Below are 17,257 nucleotides of genomic sequence, written 5' to 3'. Positions count from 1 at the left end.
GCCGCTACCCGGCCGCCGCACGCCAGGCGGCCCGGACAGCGGTACGTACGAGCGTCGGCCCCGGCCCGGATCCTGCCCCCGGCCCGGATCCTGCCCCGGCCCGGTCATGGGGCGCCGCGGTCATGAGGTGCCGGTGCCGGTCACAGCGCGCCGACGCCGGTCATGAGGTGCCCGCGCCGCGCTCCTCGCGGATCTCGGAGACGACGCGGGCGGCGGTCTGCCGTACGCCCTCCGTCACGGTCAGGAAGTGCCAGTAGTCGGGATGGCGTCCGTCGAGGGCGGTGACCGCCTGGTCGAGCCGGGCCACCGCGTCGTCGAGCGGCCGGGCGTGACGGGGCTCGGGCGTGTGGCGCCCGGCCATGGCGAGGCGCTGCGCGTCACGGATCGCGAACCGGGTGCGCTGGATCTCCTGCTGCGGGTCCTTGGCGACGGCATCCAGCCGCTGCAGCCGGTCACCGGCCGCGGACACCGCTTCGTCCGTGGCGTTGAGCAGGGCCCGTACGGTACTCAACCGCGACGTGGCGTCCGCCCAGCGCTGCTCGTCACGCGCCTTCGCGGCCTCCTTCAGCTTGTCCTCGGCCTGGCGCACATTGACGGCCGCCTGCTCGGGAACGGGCTGGAGGTCCTGCCAGCAGGCTGCCGAGAACCGCCGCCGCAGCTCGCTGAGCACGGGCTCGACGGAGGCCGACCGGGTGGTCAGCGCCTGGGCCCGCGTACGCAGAGTCACCAGCCGCTTGTCGATCTCGGCGGCCCGCTCGGGCAGCTGTGCCGCCTCGGCGCGTACGGCTTCGGCATCGCGCAGCACCTGATCGGCGCGCTGGAGCGTCTCGGGCACACCGTGTCGGCCCGCGCCCTGGTTGAGCTTGGTCAGCTCGGGGGCGAGGGCGGCCAGCCGTGCGGCGAGGTCGTCCGCCCGCAGTCCGGACGCCCGCACCGCGTCGAGAGCATTGCTCGCGGCGAGGAGCGCCTGTCGCGCCCGTTCCACTGCGGGGGCGAGCCGGGCGAGCTGGGTCTCGGCGCTCCCCAGCAGCGGACCGAGTCCGGCGGCGAACCGGTCGAGCTCGCCCTTGACCCGTACGAGCTCGTCCTTCGCGGAGGACAGCTCGGCCCTGGCGCGGGAGGCAATCGCAGACTCAAGATCATCGCGGTCGAGATCGTGCGCGTCGACGGCCGTGATGTAGGCGTGGCTGGCCTCGTCGATACGCAGTCCGAGAGCGGCGAAACCGTCGACGGCCTTCCGGGCGGCCGGCGAACTGTCCACGGCCGTGATGGTCTCGATGGAGATCTGCAGATCGCGCTGAGCGGTGTCGAGCTCGTAGAAGGCCTCGGCGGCGGCATCCTTCGCCGCCTGTGCCTCGGCCCGCTGCCCCTCGCCGCGCCCGCCGAACCAACGCCGCGTACCGCCCCCGGCGACGGCGGCAGGCAGAGCCGACACCAACAGCGGCACGGGCAGCAGCATCAGCAGAAGAACGTCGCGCACGCCGCGCGTGCCGCGCCCGCGCCCGTACCGACCGGCAGGGGCATCGCCGACGGGAACAGAGCCGAGGGATACGTCACCGATGGATGCGTCACCGACTGGGACAGCACTGACGGCGGAACTCCCACCCGCTCTCGCCTGCGGCTTCGCGTGTGTCGCCGTCACATCCCTCTCCCGTGCTGTGCCCGTCCTGCCGGTACATTCTCCCACCAGGTAAAGACGAACACACGGGCCTGTTAGTTCGCGCTTCGCACAGTGACTTGGCCGTTGTCGCTGTGCGCCTTCACCGCATGACGGCTGTCGTCACTGCGGGGCACCTTCACGGAGACGTGCCCGTTGTCGGCCGACGCGGCCACGGCATACCGGGTGCTGCCTGCCGGAAGATCGATGGTGATGCCCCCGTTGTCGCTGACGGTGTCCACGAGATTCGGCACACGCTGGAAGCCGAGCTTCACCGAACCATTGTCCGAACGGGCCACCACGGACGCCGCCGAGATCCGCTCAGCACGCACGGAACCGTTGTCGCTCTTCAGCTCCAGGGGCCCGCTGACATCCCGCACAACGACTCCGCCGTTGTCGGAGAACAGCTTGAGAGGCGTACCGAACCCGGAAGCGGTGACCTTCCCGTTGCCCGCATCCACGGTCAGGCCGAGCCCACGAGGCACCTTTACCTGGTGCTGTGCGCCGCAGTCACTGATCAGCGCGTCGCATGTCACCCGGAGCGTCAGCGTGTCGCCCTCCAGCTTCCATACGGGATCCGGCCCGTCCCCGAACATGACCCACCCGTCGACCTTGCGGGTCACCTCGATCCGCTCCACATCGGCGGGGACGACATCCACGGTGGAGTTCTTCGCGTCGATGGTCAGCGCCTTCCCGCTGTACGCGAACGACTTGTGCTCGGCGGGGGCGCCCTCCACATCGGTACTGCCGCACCCACTGAGCACCCCGACAAGCAGAACGGCACCTCCGCCGGCCACGAGGGCGTTGGTACGGACACGGGTGCGGGCGCGAGTGCGGTTCAGGGCGCGGGTACGGGTGCGGGTGCGGGCGGTCATGGTGATGGGGTCCCCCTGGCTGGTGCTGCCGGTATGCGCCCACCGTAGGCAGTGCCCGGCCAGGGGGACGATCCGGACGGCTACCGTCTTGGGGGTGGGGATATCCCCCGTACCGGCTGCGGGCGGGGCGGGGCGGGGCGGCGGGGGCGGCTGGGACGGCAGAGGTGGCTGGGGCGACGCGGGCGGTGGGGTCGGTCGGGTCGGGCCTGGCGTGCGGGGCGGTCGGGGCCGTTCGGCCGGGGGCGCTGGCCGGGGGCGTCGGGCCGGGTAACCGATTGTCGGCGGGCGCCGTGAGGCATGTAACCTGTTGCCTCATCCACGGGTGCGTAGCTCAGGGGTAGAGCGCTGCTCTTACAAAGCAGATGTCGGCGGTTCGAAACCGTCCGCGCCCACCCATAGGTAGCACGACGAAGGCCCAGGTCACCGGCAGTATGCCGAGAGCCTGGGCCTTGTTCGTTGCTCAGTGATTCCGCCGCGACTCCTCCGGGGAGCGGCATCGCTTCGCCCGTCCCCCTGATGCGGAAGCTCTGTTCCGGGTGTCGGAGCCCTTGGCGACCTCGTCCGGGAACAGGCCCGTCGCACGCTGCACTCCGGCCGCCGACGGCTTCGGGTGCGACGCGAAGCTCAGAGCTTTCGGTCGAGCATGCGCTGTGGTCGCGTCTCCTGGAGCCAGATCAGGTCATCGACCACGCTGCCCACTCGCCCGCGCAGACCGCCCAGATGTGCCGGACATCCGTACGCCTCGCCGGCCCGGCGACCGCCGATCAGCTCCACCCGCCGGTCGGTGCCGCAGGAGATGCACTGCGGTTTCGGTCGCGTCGTCACGGCTTCTCCCTGTGCAGCGGGTTGCCCGGGGCCGGGGTGACGCGGAGGAACGACGTGATGATCGCCCGGTAGTCGCGGTGGTCCGGATCGCGGCCGGCATGCCGCAGGGCCCAGTCCTCGGGCGGCGTCCGCTGCTCGTCCGCGTCGGACCGCCGCATGCAGGTGGTGCACTCCATTTCGTGCATGGGGCCCGAGGCGCCAGGCGTGGCGCCGACGCCGATCGACCAGTCCGCATGGCGGATCACTGAACGGATCATCGGGCCTGCCCCGCTTCCCGGTCGGCGTACGCGGCGGCGTCGCGGCAGGCCCTCGGGAACCAGGAGTACGCGGCGCCGCCATCCGGTGTGGCGCGCTGCTCACCCAGATTGACGTCCGCCCCCGTGGTGAGCGGGTGCCGGCACCAGACGCAGCGCCATCCGCGCTGCTGCTGCTCTGTCAACGACATGACAGGCGGTAGTGCTCTGGTGCTCACGACAGCCGCCTGCCTTGGTGGGCCGGACAGGTCATGACCGCCCAGTTCCGGGCGTCGTCATCGAGGATGATGTCGTCGGCCGGGGTGAGTGGCCCTGTCGCGGTTCCGCGGTCCCAACACGCCTCGCCATGTAGTCGGGCGAAGTGTGGCTGGTCTACTGCCGGTTCGGTGCTCGGTGCACTCATGGCCTGTCCCATCTGCCCGGTTCCTGCTGACGGGACAGATCATGGGCTGCGGCACGGTGCACAAGTACCCCAGCAAGGGGTAGCGGGGGGATCTAGTCGGCGTGACACCATTCGGCAAAGTTGGTGAGCGTCTCGGCGTCAGCTCGCTTCAGGCGCCGCAGCGTGGCCGCGTCCTCTCGCACCCAGGGGTGCTCGCGGGTGTGCTGTGGGGCAATGTGTCGGGCGACCTTGAGCGACTCGAACGAGTCGTATGTGTGCCCGCCCCACAGTTGCGCCCGGGCGAGCTCAATGTAGAAGCCGCTGCGTCGCTCGGCCGGCAGGTGGGCGGGCGGCTTCCATTCGCGCGCCACGTCGAAGGCGCGTTGCACGTGATCGGTGCCGAGGCCGACGGCGACGCTGACCTCGTGAATGCGGACACTGTCCGGGCCGAACGCGGTGCCCCGGTAGATACCCTCGCTCACTCGGTCGCCCAGGGCGCGTGCCTCGCCCAGGTGCTTGTCGGCGGCATCTGGGTAACCGGCCCGCCCAGCGATGACGGCGGCCCGCATGTGGAGGGCGCCGCGGGCCGCAATCGCCTCGTGGCCGGCAGGCTCAGGGCAGGCGTCGACAGCCTGTTCCAGTGCGCGCAGCCCAGGAGCGTGGGCTCGGGCGGCGAAGAATGTCTCGGTACGGACGTAACTCACCGTGGCGTGCAGGAGCGGGTCGTCGGCGCCAGGTGCCGCCAAGCGCATCAGCTCGACAAGTCGGGCGGATAAGTCGTGTGCTCCGTACTTGTACGCGACGGAGTCTGCGCAGCGATACGCGGTCACCAGAAGGCCGGCGATGTCGGACCGGTCCGCTCGGTGAAGTGCCTTCCTGGCGCGGGCGAGTTCGGCCAGCAGGCCTGGCAGCGTCCGGGCGATCTGGAGGTACTGGGCGGACAGGCGCCACGCCGTCGCCTCGGCCACCGCCGCCCGCAGCTGGGGCAGCGGCCGGACCGGTCCGTCCTCCGGCATGTCGTAGGTGGCGAGGGTCGCCGACAACGCGGGGAGCGCGTCCCGGATGCGGGTGGAGACGTGCTCGCGGTCGGCAACGAGGCGGGACGGGGCCACGTTGAGCGCGCGGGCGATGGCGTCGAGAGTGTCGTCGGTGACACCACGCTCTCCGCGCTCGATCTTCCGAATGGTGCCGAGTGAGACATGGGCGCGCTCGGCGAGTTGCTGCTGGGTCATTTTCGGGCGGGCGACGCTGCGGTAGTAAGCAATGCGTCGGCCTGCCGAACCCCGCCGGGTCGGTGGCATTCTTGCTCCGTTCGAGGCTTCCACCTCGAACCGTACCGGCCGCTGTGCGAGTTGGTGAGCAGACGGCCCCACTCCGATACGGGCTCGGGGCGGGTCCGCTTCGGTCACGGAGAGATGACGTCCCGTAGGTCGGTCAGCGAGTTGATCGACCAGTCTGCTGCAGCGCGGACCTCGGGGTCGTCCGCCCACCAGAAGCCCCACGGACCACGGCGGATGTGGGCAGTCAGCAACCCTGCCTCCTTGGCCGGAAAGATGTCGTTCGCGGGGTGATCGCCCACGTACAGCGTTGACCGGGGAGCCGTCCCGGACACCTCCAGGACATGGGCGAAGAACTCGGGCGCCGGCTTGGCGACACCCCATTCCCCGGACATGACCACAAGGTCGGCGGGGAGATCGAGGGCGCGCAGAAGCACTGCCGCCTTCTCGGTCTGGTTGCCGGCCACGATGACGCGTACGCCGAGGCCCTGCAACGCGGCAAGCGCCGGGCGGACATCTTCGTACAGGTCACGCTCGTCGAGAGATTCACCGCGGCCGGCCGCCTCGCGGGCTGCGTACTCAGCGGCAATGTCGATGCCGGGTCGCAGCAGCCGCACGGCGTCGGCGTTGTCCCGTCCCTGGACCACCGCAGCGCCAACGAGGGCGCTGAGTGTATGGGGCGGTACGTCGAGCCAGGCCGCCCAGGCACCCCAGTACCGGTCGTCGCGGATCAGGGTCTCGCCGACGTCGAAGACGATGGTCTCAATCACCATTCCGACACTACGCGAGGCATTGTCAGTGGCCGCACGTACGCTTCCTCCAAGCGCAGAGGTGCGATCAATCAGGACGATGTCCTCAAATCCATCGCCTTGTACGACGAGTTGGGCCGTGATCAGTTCCTGTCCGAGTACGGATACAAGCCTGCGACCGGGTATCTCCTCGTGCACGAGAACCGGACGTACGACTCCAAGGCCATCGCCGGCGTAGCCCATAAGTTCGGTCAGGGGCGCGCGTTGAGGCCGGACGAGTTGATCGGGGGACGTTCTCACGCAGCCAGGTGGCTCGCCCAGCTCGGGTTCGTCATCCGCTCGTCCCGAAGTCCCGATTGGACCCGCGACGAAATCATCCTCGCTTGCGATCTGGCCATGGCCAACGCTTGGAAAAGGCTGGAGTTCGACGACCCGCGTGTGATCGAGCTGTCTGCACTCCTGCAGACCATGCCGATCCATCCTGTAGAAATTCGCAACGAGTTGTTCAGGAATCCCAATGGTGTAGCTCGTAAAACGGTCGACATCACTTCCCGGCACCCGGGGTACCGAGGGAAGCCCACCAACGGCAACGCTCTCGATGTCGAAGTCATGAACGACTTCCTGGCACGGCCTGCCGAGATGGCGGAGGTAGCCCAGCGCATCAGGAATGGCCTGACTTCAGGCGATTTCCAGGACCTGCTCCCGGAGGCCGATGAGGAGGATGACCACGGTGCTCCCGAGGGCAAGTTGCTGCTACGCAGTCATCGGCGCCGCGAGCGGAGCAAGGCGCTGCGCAAGAGGAAGATCGATGCAGTGTTGCGTCAGGGGCGCCGGCTCGCTTGCGAGGCATGCGGCTTCGACTTCGAGCGGGTCAACGGGGACCGCGGCGCCGGGTACATCGAGTGCCATCACGTCGTTCCGCTCCATTTGGCGGGAGAGGGGCGGACCAAGCTCATCGACCTCGCCCTCATCTGTGCCAACTGCCACCGCATGATTCACCGGCGCGCACCATGGCCGACCCCTGGTGAACTGCGATTCTCGATAGAGCAGAAACATGCGGACGACAGGCGGGCTGCGGCAGTCCTGGCGCGACCGCGCCCGGCTGCTGACGAGCGGCTGCAGGAACTGTGAGCTGATATCTGCTGCTGACGTCGCGCGGGTGTGGTCGGGTGGCGGTATGACGGCCCCGTGAGGCTGTTGCCCGCCGTACGGGGTGAGCGGCGGCTGATTGCCGGTGTCCGGTCCGGACCGGACACCGGCCTGGATCCGGACCCGGCCCCCGAGCTTCAGGTCAGTCGGCCTCCCCTCAGGTGGATCAGCCGGCGCGCATCGCACTGTGGTGCCGGATCAGGCAATCTTTTCCCTGCCGACGACGTCACGTAGGTGCCGGTCGTCGGCACGGCGGTTTCGCCGCATGAGGTAGCGGCGGATCATGCTGCTTTGTTCCTTGTCCCTTATGGCTGGGGTGGTCGGCCCGTCGAGGGTGAAGTGGCGCAGGGCCGTGAACTGGGCCTCAATCCGGTTGAGCCAGGAACTGTTGGTCGGGGTGCAGGCGATCTCGACGTTACTGGTGGCGGCTCCGTCGCCGACGCGCCGGCAGCGCTTGGCCGTCGGGTGCGGTGGGAGGTTGTCGCAGACGATCGCGATCCGCACTGACGCCGGGTGGAGGGTGCGCAGGCAGCGGCAGAACTCCAGGAACCGGGGGCGCTTCTTGACCGGCTTGATGTGACCGTAGAGCTTGTCCTTGCCCAGGTCGTAGGCGGTGAAGAGGTGGCGCACTCCGCCGTAGCGGCTGTAGGTCGCCCGCCGCCGGCCGAAAGACCAAGAACATTCTCGCCCAATCGGGCAAGCCGTCGTGTGGCGTCCCGGCTTACCGTTCGGAGCGCCGCAGCCGTCTCTGAATTCAGGGAACTCCTTGAGTGGCTACCGATCGGGTAATGGGGCTTGAAGCGCAATGGGCGAGGCCCCCGGCCGAACCTTCACAGTTGCGGGTTCCGTGTTCCGTTCCCATATGTCAGCCTTATGAGATACAGCTGGAGCGCCAGATTTGGCGCCAGGTTCGAGGGGGAAATGTGCGCACACATGCGCGACGCGCGAAAGTCGGCCTGTTGTCCGTTGTCGTTCTGTTGTCCAGTGCCGGGCTGGGCATGGCGACCGCAACGTCGGCCTCAGCCGCCGGTGGATGCTACGTGACGTACCGGGTCTGGCCCGATCACTCGAAGGCAACTGCCACGAGCACCTGTTCGACCGGGGTCACGCTCTATCGCAAGTTCGTCTGGAACAACGGAGTCGACAGCATGTGCCTGCCTTTCAAGCCTCCTACGCAGACATGGACACACAGTCGTTCCAACCCGTGGGCCACCTTCGATGGCATGAAGGCCTGCTGAAGAGGCGCGCACCGTGAGCGGCCGGGCATCGGCCCGCACTTGATCTGGTGCCGCATCAGGCCATGTTCACCCTGTCCTGACGTGTCGCCCGGTCGCTCGTCAGGGTTGTACCGGAGCGCCAGAATGATCATGTGGCTGAGCGCTTGCGGGTCCGCGAGATTGACGACGACGAGGGCGGGCGGTTGCTGCGGATCATCCGCAGAGGCACCGGGTCGGTGGTGACGTGGCGGCGGGCCCAGATGGTGCTGCTGCCCGCCCGGCACATGCCGGTGGCGAAGAGCGCCGAGGTGACGTTCACCAGCGCGGACCGGGTCCGGACGCTCCGGTAGTGGGCTCTGCGGTGGAGGGGCTCGATCCTTCCCGGGACTGCCGGACGCTGCCGGCGCCTCAGACCGCGACGGAGAGCAGGTCCACCACGAAGACGAGTGTCGAGCCCGCCGGGATCAGGGACGAGGGTGCCTGGTTGCCGTAACCGAGGCGCGGGGGAACGATGATCTCGCGTCGGCCGCCGACCCTCATCCCTCTGACGCCGCGGTCCCAGCCCTTGATGACCTTGCCGCCGCCCACGGCGAACTTGAACGGTCGGCCCCGGTCCCAGGAGGAGTCGAATTCCCTTCCGGACGCGAAGGTGACCCCGACGTAGTGAACGTGGACGACCCTGCCGGGCTTCGCCTCCAGCCCGTCCCCGACGACGAGGTCGCGGATCGTCAGTTCGGTGGGCGCGTCACCCTCCGGAAGGTCGATCCCGGGCTTCGTCGGTTCACTCATTGCCGCCTCATTCGCTTGCCGCCGGAGGCCCTCGTACGGACCGGCCGGGCGGGGATGTTTCCATGCAGTAGATCACCGGATCGCCGTGTCGCGGCATACGCCGATCCCCAGGAGTGCGGGGGCGCGGACGGGCGCGGACCTGCGCCCGGGCAGCCCGTCCGCCGGCGCGTCGAGGTCGAGCCGGTGTACGCGCGGCACGCGCACCCGATGTCCGTGAGTGCCGCCGGGAACCGCCTCGTCCGTTGTGGGTCCCGTCCCGGTGGCGCCCGGTGGCCTGTGCGGCAGGGTGGGGGCATGTCAACGTACGAGACGATGCCGTTCCACCTCGAAACCGAACGGCTGATACTGCGGCCGTGGACCGATTCGGACGCTGCCGAGTTCAGCGCCCTCCTCGCCGAACGCGGCAAAGGGACACCCACGGTGGAGCGCACCCGCACGTCCATCGCGAAGCTGCTCGCCGAGACGGAGACGACCGGTTTGGCCCTGTTGCCCGTCCAGCGCCGTGACGAAGGCGATTTCATCGGCTACTGCGGGTTGATCACCGGGCGCTCCACCGTGGAGGAGCCCGAGATCGCGTATGAGCTGTTCCGGCGTGCGCATGGGCAGGGGTATGCCACCGAGGCGGCCGGTGCTGTGCTCGAAGCCGCTGCGGCGACCGGGCGCAAACGGCTCTGGGCGACCGTCGGCTCGTGGAACACGCCGTCGTTCCGTGTCCTGGAAAAGCTCGGGTTCCATCGCGATCACATTTCCACGGACGACAGCGGTGAAGTGGTTTGGCTCGTACGCTCGTTGCCGTGATGCGGGTCCCGTCGGGCCGCGCCTCGGGGCTTCCTTGCCCTCGTGCTCGTGATCGTGGTCGGCGATGGGGGTTGGGGTGGGGGACCGGGTGGGGGATCGGGCGTGCTGAAGCGGGGAAAGCTGCCCGACGGCGGTGGTGGCCGTTCGGGGCCGGGCCCGGTGTGGTGGCGGCGACGGTGCCCGGCCACGCTCGGGCGGACGGGACCCCGTCCGGTGGTCCGGGCGTTGTCGTCAGGCGGCAGATGCCGGACCGGGCGGCAGTTGGACCGTCATGATCAGGTGGCAGGCCTCGGTACCCGCGCCGCGATAGATGTGGGGGGCGTCGCCGTTGAAGGCCGCCGTCTGGCCCGCTTCGACGAGGTGTTCGGTGCCGTCCACGACCAGTGTCATCCGGCCGGACGTCACACTGACCGTTTCCACGACCCCGGCCTGGTGCGGATGGCTGGGGTACTCCTCGTCCGGTTCCAGCCGCCAGCGCCAGACCTCGACCGGGGCAGCCCCCGAGGTTGTCAGCATGAGCCGGGCCTCGCTGCCCTGTGCCCCGGTCCACAGAGGGGCCACGGCATCGGCCGTCACGACGCGGACACGGCCTTCCGGCGGTCCGTCCAGCAGGGCGGACACCGAGATGCCGAGCGTGTCCGCCAGTCTGACCAGGGTGGCGAAGTTGGGGTTGCCCTGAGCCTTCTCCAGGGCCACCAGCGCGCCCTTGCTGACCTGTGCGCGACGGCCGAGCTCGTCCAGGGACAGGCCCGCGCGGGTGCGGGCCCCTCTGACGTTGTGCGCGAGGGTCCGAAGCGCTGTGTCCGTCTCGGCCATCCGATCACCTTCCTTGCGAATGACCACTGGAATGCACCGTGCGGTCGTTTGGTTGACATTGAGCGGTCGGTTCGCTGTACCTTTGGGTCGTTCCAGTGAATGGTAAGGGATTTGTCCGTGATTGCTCTACTGATGGCTCTGGGCAGCTCGCTCGCCTATGGCTGCGCCGATTTCCTCGGCGGCCTCGGCGCGCGCAAGGCCCATGTGCTGCGGACCGTGATGATCGCGGCCCCGGCCTCCCTCGTGGTCGAGCTGCTGCTGTGGCCCTTCCTCGGCGCGTCGTTCAGCGTGGGGGCACTGGTCTGGGGCGCCGCGTCCGGCGTGGTGTCGGCCGCCGCGTTCGCGCTGCTCTACCGGACGCTGGCGATCGGCCCGATGAACGTGCTGTCACCCGTGACCGCGCTGGTGTCCGCGATGCTGCCCGTAGGGGTCGGCCTGGTGCAGGGGGAGCGTCTGGGCGTCGCCGGGCTGGTGGGTCTGCCGCTCGCCCTGGCCTCGGTGGTGCTGGTCAGCGCCGGGCAGGGCTCGGGGGTGGCGCGGCCCTCCCGTACCGCACTGCTGTCGGCCCTCGGTGCGGGCGCCGCCATAGCCCTCCAGCTGATCTTCCTGCACCAGGCGCCGTCCGACAGCGGCGTCGCCCCGCTGATCATCGGCAGGGCGGTGTCCTCGGCCGTCACCCTGGGCGTCGCCGGGCTGATGCTGGACAGGCTGGGGTCCGAGCGGCCCGCCTACGCGATGTCCGTCGCCGCCGGTGTGCTGGACTCGGTGGCGAACCTGCTGTTCCTGCTCGCCTCCCGCAGTGGTGACCTCGCGGTCGTCGCCGTCATCACCGCGCTCTACCCGGCCGGCACCGTCCTGCTCGCCCGCAGCGTGCTCGCCGAGCGCATCCACCGCGGCCAGCTCATCGGCCTCGGCACCGCCGCCGCTGCCGTCGGCCTCCTCGCCCTCACCTGAGCCACCGGGCCTTGAGCCCCCGAGCCACATACCCCCGACCCTGATCGACCTCGACCTCGACCTCGACCTCGACCTCGACCTCGACCTCGACCTCGACCTCGACCTCGACCTCGACCTCGACCTCGACCTCGACCTCGACGCCGTCCCGGCGCCCCGCCCGCCCCACCACCGACATCGACCACGAGCGCAAGGAGCAGCATGTTCATCCAGCCCTGGGACGCGGCCCTGGACCAAGCCGAATGGCAGACCTGGATCGCCGCCGGTCACGACTTCGGGCAGCTCAGCGTCAATGGCCTGCCCGGTCGGCCGCCCGCTGTCGTCCCCACTCACTTCACCACCGACGGCAGCGATCTGCTGATCCACCTCGCCCGGCCCAACCCGGTGTGGGAGGCGATCGAGCACGACCCGAACGTCACCTTCACCGTCATCGGCGACTACGCCTTCATCCCCGCCCCCTGGCGCGCGGCGCCCGGCACCCCGCCCACCGACGGCGTGCCGACCAGCTACTACGCGGCCGTACAGTTCGCCTGCCGCGCCACCGTCGTCGACGACCCCGAGGCCAAGGCCGAGCTGCTGCGCCGTCAGCTCGCCCACTTCCAGCCCGAGGGCGATCACGCCGCGGTCGCCGTCGGCCGGCCCCCCTACGGCCGGATGCTGCCCGGCATCCGCGGGCTTCGGCTGGAGGTCACCGAAGTCATGGCCAAGTTCAAGTACGACGACCACAAACCCGTCGAGCACCGTACGGCGGTGGCAGACAGCCTCATCCGGCGGGCGACGGGACTCGACGCCCCCACGGCGGAACAGCAGCGCCGCCGACTGGACCGCATCGGGCCCTGGAAGCCCTGACCCCCAACCTGCCCCTGCCCCTGCCCCAGCCCAGCCCAGCCCAGCCCGGCCCGGCCCCGCCTCCGCCGTCCTGCTCCTGCCCCGCCCGTCGCCCCACCCCATCCCGCCCCCACCCTCGCCGCTGCTGTCAGTGTCGTATGTACGAACGAACGGAATTCCCGCTCATGACCGACTTCCATCTCGCCCCCGCCGTCGCCGAAGCCTTCCCCGGCACTCTCATCGCCGTGGTCACCGCCACCGGCCTGCGTGGCCGCGAGGGGTGGCCCGGCACGGACGCCGCCCTGGCGGAACTGGAACGGCAGCTCGCCGAAGGCACCTGGCAGCCCGCTGACGAGACCGACCCCCGTATCGAGGCCTGGCACGCCGCCTACCGTTCCTTCGGTACGAACCCCCGGCGCATCCGGCCCAGCGTCGACGCGCTCGGGCGGCGCCTCGCCAAGAAGGGTGCGCTGCCGCGCATCAACCCGCCGGTCGACTCCTACAACGCCGTGTCCGTCCGCAACGGCCTTCCCGCGGGCGCCTTCGACCTCGGCCACGTCACCGGCGGTGTCGGCATCCGATACGCGGACGGCGGCGAGGAGTTCACCCCGCTCGGCGAGCCCGGCACGGTCGAGAACCCCAAGCCCGGCGAGATCATCTACGTGGACACCAGCGGCGTCCTGACCCGGCACTGGAACCATCGCGACGCCCACCGCACCCGTGTCACCGAGGACTCCACCCACGTCGCCTTCGTCCTCGAAACGCTCGACGCCACCCGCGACGGCCACCTCCTGAAGGCCGCGGCGCTGGAACTGCGGGAGCTGCTTGCTCCGCACGTCCAGCAGACGGCCGTGCACCACCTCGGCCCCGCACAGCTCCGGATCACCGTCTGAGGGCTGCCTCCGGTCGCCGGTGCCGTCGGGCGGAGGTGTCTTCCGCCCGCAGCCGCACGGTGGTTGGCGCGGGTGGGTCATAATCGCCCGATGGCAGACGGGAATCGGTCCTCCTTCCGTACGGAGGGCCAGGGGCGCGCGGAAGCGCGAACCGGAGAACCGCTCCGTCTCGGCCCGTTCGCCGGCGATTTGAGTGTCGGCACGGACAACACCGGTGGGGCCGAAGGTCGATGACCGCCGATCAGTACGAGCGTATGGAGCTCCCCGCCGAGTCCCCTCTGCGCATCCCCGCCTAACGGCGGTTCCTGCTGGCTCATCTGGTCTCGGCCACGGGGTCGGCGATGGCGCCCGTGGCGCTGGCGTTCGCCGTGATCGGGCAGGGCGGGGGAGCGCAGTCGCTCGGGATCGTGCTCACCGCGAACACCGTGCCGACCCTGGTCTTCCTCCTCGTGGGCGGCGTGCTCGCGGACCGGATGTCCCGCAGCCGCATCCTCTTCCTGGGGAACCTCGGTGCCGGGGCCGCCCAAGCGGCCGTCGCGCTGCTGGTCGCGACCGGGACGGCGACGACCCTCGCGATCAGCGTCTGCGCCTGCCTCGCGGGGGTGTCGTCCGCCTTCGTCACACCTGCCGCCCAGGGCATCGCGAGCCGGCTCGTACCGAAGGAGCGGCTTCAGCAGGCCAACGCGCTGGTACGGGTGCCAGGGAACGCGGTCAAGGTCGTCGGACCCGTCATCGGCGGGTTCGTCGTCTCGTTCAGCGGGCCCGCCTGGGCGCTCGGCTGGGACGCGGCCACCTTCGTCGTGGCCGCTCTGCTCCTGCTGGGGCTCCGGGCCGGGTCCGTCCCCTCCGGTGGCGGTGGCGGTGTCGTGGGCGATCTCCGTACCGGCTGGGCCGGGTTCCGCTCCCGGAGCTGGCTCTGGAGCTATACCGCCGCCGGTACGGCGGTCGTGGCGGCCTGGCTGGCCGGCTACCAGCTGCTCGGCCCGCTCGTGGCCGGCCACAGCTACTCCGGGGCCCGCTCCTGGGGGCTGGTGCAGGGCGCCTTCGCCGCCGGGCTGTTCGCCGGTACGGTCGTCTGCCTCCTCTGGAAGCCGCGACGACTGATGCTGGTCTGTGTCCTGGCGAGTTCGGGCATCATGCTTCCCCTGGCGGCTCTCGGGCTGGAACTGCCCCTGATCTGGGTGCTGTTGGCGGCCGTCGTCGCAGGAGCCGGGCTGGACGTGGCCATCGTCTCCTGGTCCACCGTCCTGCAACAGCAGGTGCCCGACGGGGAGCTGGGCCGCCTCTCCGCGTTCAACAACGTGGGTGAGCGCATCGCCGTCCCCGGGGCGTATCTGCTGGTCGCGGCTGCCTCGGCACACTGGAGCAACCGGCAGATCCTCCTCGGGTGTTCGGTGATCATCCTCGTCGCCACCCTTGCCAACGTGTGCGTACGCGATGTGCACCGGATCCGCCGGGCGGGCTGAACTCCGCCTTGAGGAGCTCCGGAGTCGTACGGGCGCCGCCCGTGCGTTGGCGGCAGGCGTCCAGCGGCTCCCTCCGCTGTTCGTACGGAAGGTGCCTGCCCAGCCGTGCCAGCGGGGAGAACGCCATGAACAGCGGGGAGAGGGCGAGAGCGACGGCGGTCACCAGCAGGGTCGTCCGCAGCCCCCACCGGCCCGCGAGGAAGCCGCCGAGCAGCGAACCGACCGGGGTCAGCCCCATGCCGGCGAAGTTGATCGTCGCCACGACCCGGCCCTGTATCCGTACGGGTGTGACCGCCTGCCGCACCGCCATGATCGTCACGTTCACCAGCTGGCCGAAGCAGCCGAAGACGAAGTTGACGCCGACGAGTACCGGGAGCGTGACGGCGGCCGAGTCACGCAGCGCCGGTACGCACAGCATCACGCCGTCCGCGATCACCGCCGAGGACACCAGCACCCTGCCGTACCCCAGCCTTTCCGGCAGCCTCGCCGCCAGCAGCGACCCCACGACCGCGCCGGGGCCCGTCGCGGCGAGCGCCAGCCCGACGGCCGTGCCCGACAGATGCAGTGCGCGCGGCAGGTACAGCAGATAGACGGTCATCAGGGCGGCGAACCAGAACTGGAAGAGGGCCGAGGCCACACCCACCGCCCGCAGGGAGGCGTTGCCGGCCACGAAGCGGAGGCCCTCAAGGATCTGCTGCCGGACGCGGGCCGGGCCGTCGCCGCGCTCCGGGACCGGTTCGCGCCTGCGGATCCGCCGGATCGAGACCGCCGACAGCGCGAAGAAGAACGCGCCGGGGACGACGGCCGGCGGACCGGGAAACAGCGACACCAGCAGTCCACCGAGTGCGGGACCACCGATCTGCGCCGCCGATCTGCTGCCCTCCAGCGCGCTGTTGCCCCGCGTCAGCCGGTCGCGCTCCACCAGCCGTACGAGCGAGGCCTGGTACGCCACGTCGAAGAACACGCTCAGTACGCCGACGAGCAGCGCGGCCACGAGCAGGACGGGCAGTCCGAGAAGGCCGAGCAGATACGCGGCGGGGACCACCGCCAGCGCGAGTGCCCGTCCGCAGTCCGCCGACACCATCACCGTACGGGCGCGCCGACGGTCCACCCACGCGCCCGCGAAGAGCGAGAGCAGCAGGATCGGAGCCTGCTCCACCGCACGCAGGACGCCGAGTTGACCGGAGCTCGCGTGGAGCGACACCACGGCGAGGAGCGGCAGGACCACCAGGGTGGACTGCGCCCCGAACTGCGAAGCGGTCTGACCCGCCCAGAGCCTGCGGAAGTCGGCGTCCCGCCACAGGCCCGGCGGCTGGTGGGCGGGGGAGGACGGGGGGTACGGGACCGGCTGCACGGAAGCTCCTTGAGCTGCGGAGGACAACGCTCGCCGGCCGGGGCGCGGGAAGGCGCACCGGTGGTTCGGGCGAGAAGGGCTCGCTGTGCCGCAGAGGGGAGGCAGCACGCGATGACGGGTCGATCACGACCTACGACGTCAGCGCGTGCTCGGGCGACCGGGCATCTCGACTCCTGTCCGTCCTGCTCTGTTCCGCATGTCCTGCGTGTCCTGCGTGTCCTGCCTGAAGGATCACGTGTTGGCCGAAGGATAGCAACGGGGTTCTTTCCTTCACCCGTTCGGACGCGCCCGAGTGGCCGCGCCCGAACGTGCCGACCAGGGTCGGTCTGACGTGCAGTCCCACCGGCTCAGGAGTCCTCATGGCACAGACCGCGCCCACGCCGGGCACTTCCCCCTCGTCCCCGTCCCAGCCCGGAGACGTCAACCCCTGGGCGGCCGGCGGGGTCATGTTCGCCGGTGTTCTGCTGATGGTCGACGGGGTACTGGGGGCGATCAAGGGCATCGCCGGAATCGCCTCCGACGACGTCTACGCGAGGATCAACAACTACGTCTTCGAGTTCAACGTGACGACCTGGGGATGGATCCACCTCGTCCTCGGCATCATCATCGCCGTCGTCGGATGGGGCATCCTCAAGGGCTCCGTCTGGGCGCGCGGCGCCGGTGTGGGGCTGGCCGCGCTCAACATGATCGCCAACTTCATGTGGCTGCCCTACCAGCCGATCTGGGCGGTCGTCTCCCTCGCCATCGACACCTTCGTGATCTGGGCCCTGTGCACGGACCGCTCGAAGGCGGTCATTTGATGCGCGCCGGCAACGGCAACGGCGCCGGCCCGGCGGTGGCTCCCACCGCCGGGCCGGCGCTTGGGGCAGCGGCGAGCCACCGCGTCGGGCGGCGGCGGACGCCCGCGTCCGGGGTCCTTCACCGTCGCGGGTCCTCGGGCACGCGCTCGTACCGCCCGCCCGGGCCGGCGGCGGCCG

General features: G+C 70.1%; 18 protein-coding genes, 1 tRNA gene and 2 pseudogenes. 9 read left to right on the top strand and 12 right to left on the bottom strand.

Going from position 1 to position 17,257, the window contains the following annotated elements:
• Nucleotides 1-160: 160 nt before the first annotated feature.
• Together ACZ4LX_RS29545 and ACZ4LX_RS29540 are read right to left on the bottom strand one after the other, a co-directional pair.
• Nucleotides 161-1,642 (bottom strand): hypothetical protein, encoded by a 1,482-nt coding sequence (locus ACZ4LX_RS29545; protein WP_467641884.1) that lies wholly within the window; start codon nt 1,640-1,642, stop codon nt 161-163.
• A gap of 71 nt (nt 1,643-1,713) precedes the next feature.
• Nucleotides 1,714-2,532 carry a DUF4097 family beta strand repeat-containing protein gene (locus ACZ4LX_RS29540; protein ID WP_467641881.1) on the bottom strand — a complete coding sequence of 273 codons (819 nt, stop codon included), beginning with the start codon at nt 2,530-2,532 and terminating at the stop codon, nt 1,714-1,716.
• 320 nt (nt 2,533-2,852) lie between these two features.
• On the opposite strand from ACZ4LX_RS29540, the gene ACZ4LX_RS29535 reads away from it, so the two are divergent.
• Nucleotides 2,853-2,924, top strand: a tRNA-Val gene (locus ACZ4LX_RS29535).
• A 232-nt stretch (nt 2,925-3,156) separates the two neighbouring features.
• Here the strand turns inward: ACZ4LX_RS29535 and ACZ4LX_RS29530 are convergent.
• The 5 genes from ACZ4LX_RS29530 to ACZ4LX_RS29510 form a co-directional block, all read right to left on the bottom strand.
• Nucleotides 3,157-3,357 carry a hypothetical protein gene (locus tag ACZ4LX_RS29530; protein WP_467641879.1) on the bottom strand — a complete coding sequence of 67 codons (201 nt, stop codon included), beginning with the start codon at nt 3,355-3,357 and terminating at the stop codon, nt 3,157-3,159.
• Complete coding sequence (locus ACZ4LX_RS29525) at nt 3,354-3,602, bottom strand: DUF7848 domain-containing protein (RefSeq protein WP_467641877.1); 249 nt, start codon at nt 3,600-3,602, stop codon at nt 3,354-3,356. The genes ACZ4LX_RS29530 and ACZ4LX_RS29525 overlap by 4 nt, the downstream gene beginning before the upstream one ends.
• Nucleotides 3,603-3,610: 8 nt before the next feature.
• Entirely contained in the window at nt 3,611-3,802 is a 192-nt protein-coding gene (locus tag ACZ4LX_RS29520; protein WP_467641874.1) for a hypothetical protein, read from the bottom strand.
• Nucleotides 3,803-4,106: 304 nt separating this feature from the next.
• On the bottom strand, nt 4,107-5,294 hold the full coding sequence (locus ACZ4LX_RS29515; protein WP_467641871.1) for a helix-turn-helix domain-containing protein: 1,188 nt from the start codon (nt 5,292-5,294) through the stop codon (nt 4,107-4,109).
• A gap of 104 nt (nt 5,295-5,398) precedes the next feature.
• A complete protein-coding gene (locus tag ACZ4LX_RS29510) occupies nt 5,399-6,043 on the bottom strand; it encodes an HAD family hydrolase (protein ID WP_467641868.1) in 645 nt (214 codons plus the stop codon).
• Nucleotides 6,044-6,061: 18 nt separating this feature from the next.
• Here ACZ4LX_RS29510 and ACZ4LX_RS29505 point away from each other — a divergent pair, with 18 nt between their 5' ends.
• Nucleotides 6,062-7,150, top strand: coding sequence for an HNH endonuclease (locus ACZ4LX_RS29505; RefSeq protein WP_467642202.1), 1,089 nt, complete (start codon nt 6,062-6,064; stop codon nt 7,148-7,150).
• A 216-nt stretch (nt 7,151-7,366) separates the two neighbouring features.
• Here ACZ4LX_RS29505 and ACZ4LX_RS29500 read toward each other — a convergent pair.
• Nucleotides 7,367-7,831: pseudogene (locus ACZ4LX_RS29500) on the bottom strand (hypothetical protein); the annotation flags it as partial.
• Between the two features lie 706 nt (nt 7,832-8,537).
• On the opposite strand from ACZ4LX_RS29500, the pseudogene ACZ4LX_RS29495 reads away from it, so the two are divergent.
• Nucleotides 8,538-8,723 (top strand): annotated as a pseudogene (locus ACZ4LX_RS29495) (IS630 family transposase); the annotation flags it as partial.
• Nucleotides 8,724-8,793: 70 nt separating this feature from the next.
• Here ACZ4LX_RS29495 and ACZ4LX_RS29490 read toward each other — a convergent pair.
• Complete coding sequence (locus tag ACZ4LX_RS29490; protein ID WP_467641864.1) at nt 8,794-9,174, bottom strand: FKBP-type peptidyl-prolyl cis-trans isomerase; 381 nt, start codon at nt 9,172-9,174, stop codon at nt 8,794-8,796.
• Nucleotides 9,175-9,468: 294 nt separating this feature from the next.
• Between ACZ4LX_RS29490 and ACZ4LX_RS29485 the strand changes: the two genes are divergently transcribed.
• The gene (locus tag ACZ4LX_RS29485; RefSeq protein WP_467641861.1) at nt 9,469-9,972 is read left to right on the top strand and encodes a GNAT family N-acetyltransferase; all 504 of its coding nucleotides are present in this window, start codon (nt 9,469-9,471) and stop codon (nt 9,970-9,972) included.
• Between the two features lie 231 nt (nt 9,973-10,203).
• Here the strand turns inward: ACZ4LX_RS29485 and ACZ4LX_RS29480 are convergent, their stop codons facing one another.
• Nucleotides 10,204-10,788, bottom strand: coding sequence for a helix-turn-helix domain-containing protein (locus tag ACZ4LX_RS29480; protein ID WP_467641860.1), 585 nt, complete (start codon nt 10,786-10,788; stop codon nt 10,204-10,206).
• A 117-nt stretch (nt 10,789-10,905) separates the two neighbouring features.
• On the opposite strand from ACZ4LX_RS29480, the gene ACZ4LX_RS29475 reads away from it, so the two are divergent.
• Nucleotides 10,906-11,742: an EamA family transporter gene (locus ACZ4LX_RS29475; protein ID WP_467641857.1), complete on the top strand. Its 837-nt coding sequence runs from the start codon at nt 10,906-10,908 to the stop codon at nt 11,740-11,742.
• Here ACZ4LX_RS29475 and ACZ4LX_RS29470 read toward each other — a convergent pair.
• Nucleotides 11,735-11,932 carry a hypothetical protein gene (locus ACZ4LX_RS29470; protein ID WP_467721317.1) on the bottom strand — a complete coding sequence of 66 codons (198 nt, stop codon included), beginning with the start codon at nt 11,930-11,932 and terminating at the stop codon, nt 11,735-11,737. The two genes, ACZ4LX_RS29475 and ACZ4LX_RS29470, sit on opposite strands and share 8 nt — an antisense overlap.
• Before the next feature lie 8 nt (nt 11,933-11,940).
• Between ACZ4LX_RS29470 and ACZ4LX_RS29465 the strand changes: the two genes are divergently transcribed.
• The 3 genes from ACZ4LX_RS29465 (at nt 11,941) to ACZ4LX_RS29455 (ending at nt 14,926) form a co-directional block, all read left to right on the top strand.
• Nucleotides 11,941-12,588, top strand: a complete 648-nt coding sequence (locus ACZ4LX_RS29465) for an FMN-binding negative transcriptional regulator (RefSeq protein WP_467641852.1) — start codon at nt 11,941-11,943, stop codon at nt 12,586-12,588.
• A 164-nt stretch (nt 12,589-12,752) separates the two neighbouring features.
• The gene (locus ACZ4LX_RS29460; RefSeq protein WP_467641850.1) at nt 12,753-13,460 is read left to right on the top strand and encodes a B3/B4 domain-containing protein; all 708 of its coding nucleotides are present in this window, start codon (nt 12,753-12,755) and stop codon (nt 13,458-13,460) included.
• Between the two features lie 305 nt (nt 13,461-13,765).
• Nucleotides 13,766-14,926, top strand: coding sequence for an MFS transporter (locus ACZ4LX_RS29455; RefSeq protein ID WP_467642200.1), 1,161 nt, complete (start codon nt 13,766-13,768; stop codon nt 14,924-14,926).
• Here ACZ4LX_RS29455 and ACZ4LX_RS29450 read toward each other — a convergent pair.
• Nucleotides 14,859-16,280 (bottom strand): MFS transporter, encoded by a 1,422-nt coding sequence (locus tag ACZ4LX_RS29450; protein WP_467641847.1) that lies wholly within the window; start codon nt 16,278-16,280, stop codon nt 14,859-14,861. The two genes, ACZ4LX_RS29455 and ACZ4LX_RS29450, sit on opposite strands and share 68 nt — an antisense overlap.
• Nucleotides 16,281-16,639: 359 nt before the next feature.
• On the opposite strand from ACZ4LX_RS29450, the gene ACZ4LX_RS29445 reads away from it, so the two are divergent.
• Nucleotides 16,640-17,080, top strand: coding sequence for a DUF7144 family membrane protein (locus tag ACZ4LX_RS29445; protein ID WP_467641844.1), 441 nt, complete (start codon nt 16,640-16,642; stop codon nt 17,078-17,080).
• The last annotated feature ends 177 nt before the right edge of the window (nt 17,081-17,257 follow it).

The sequence above is a fragment of the Streptomyces sp. NPDC026062 genome (genome assembly GCF_055568375.1).
Note: the sequence above shows the minus strand (reverse complement) of the source record. Positions and strands in the feature narration are given on the sequence as shown.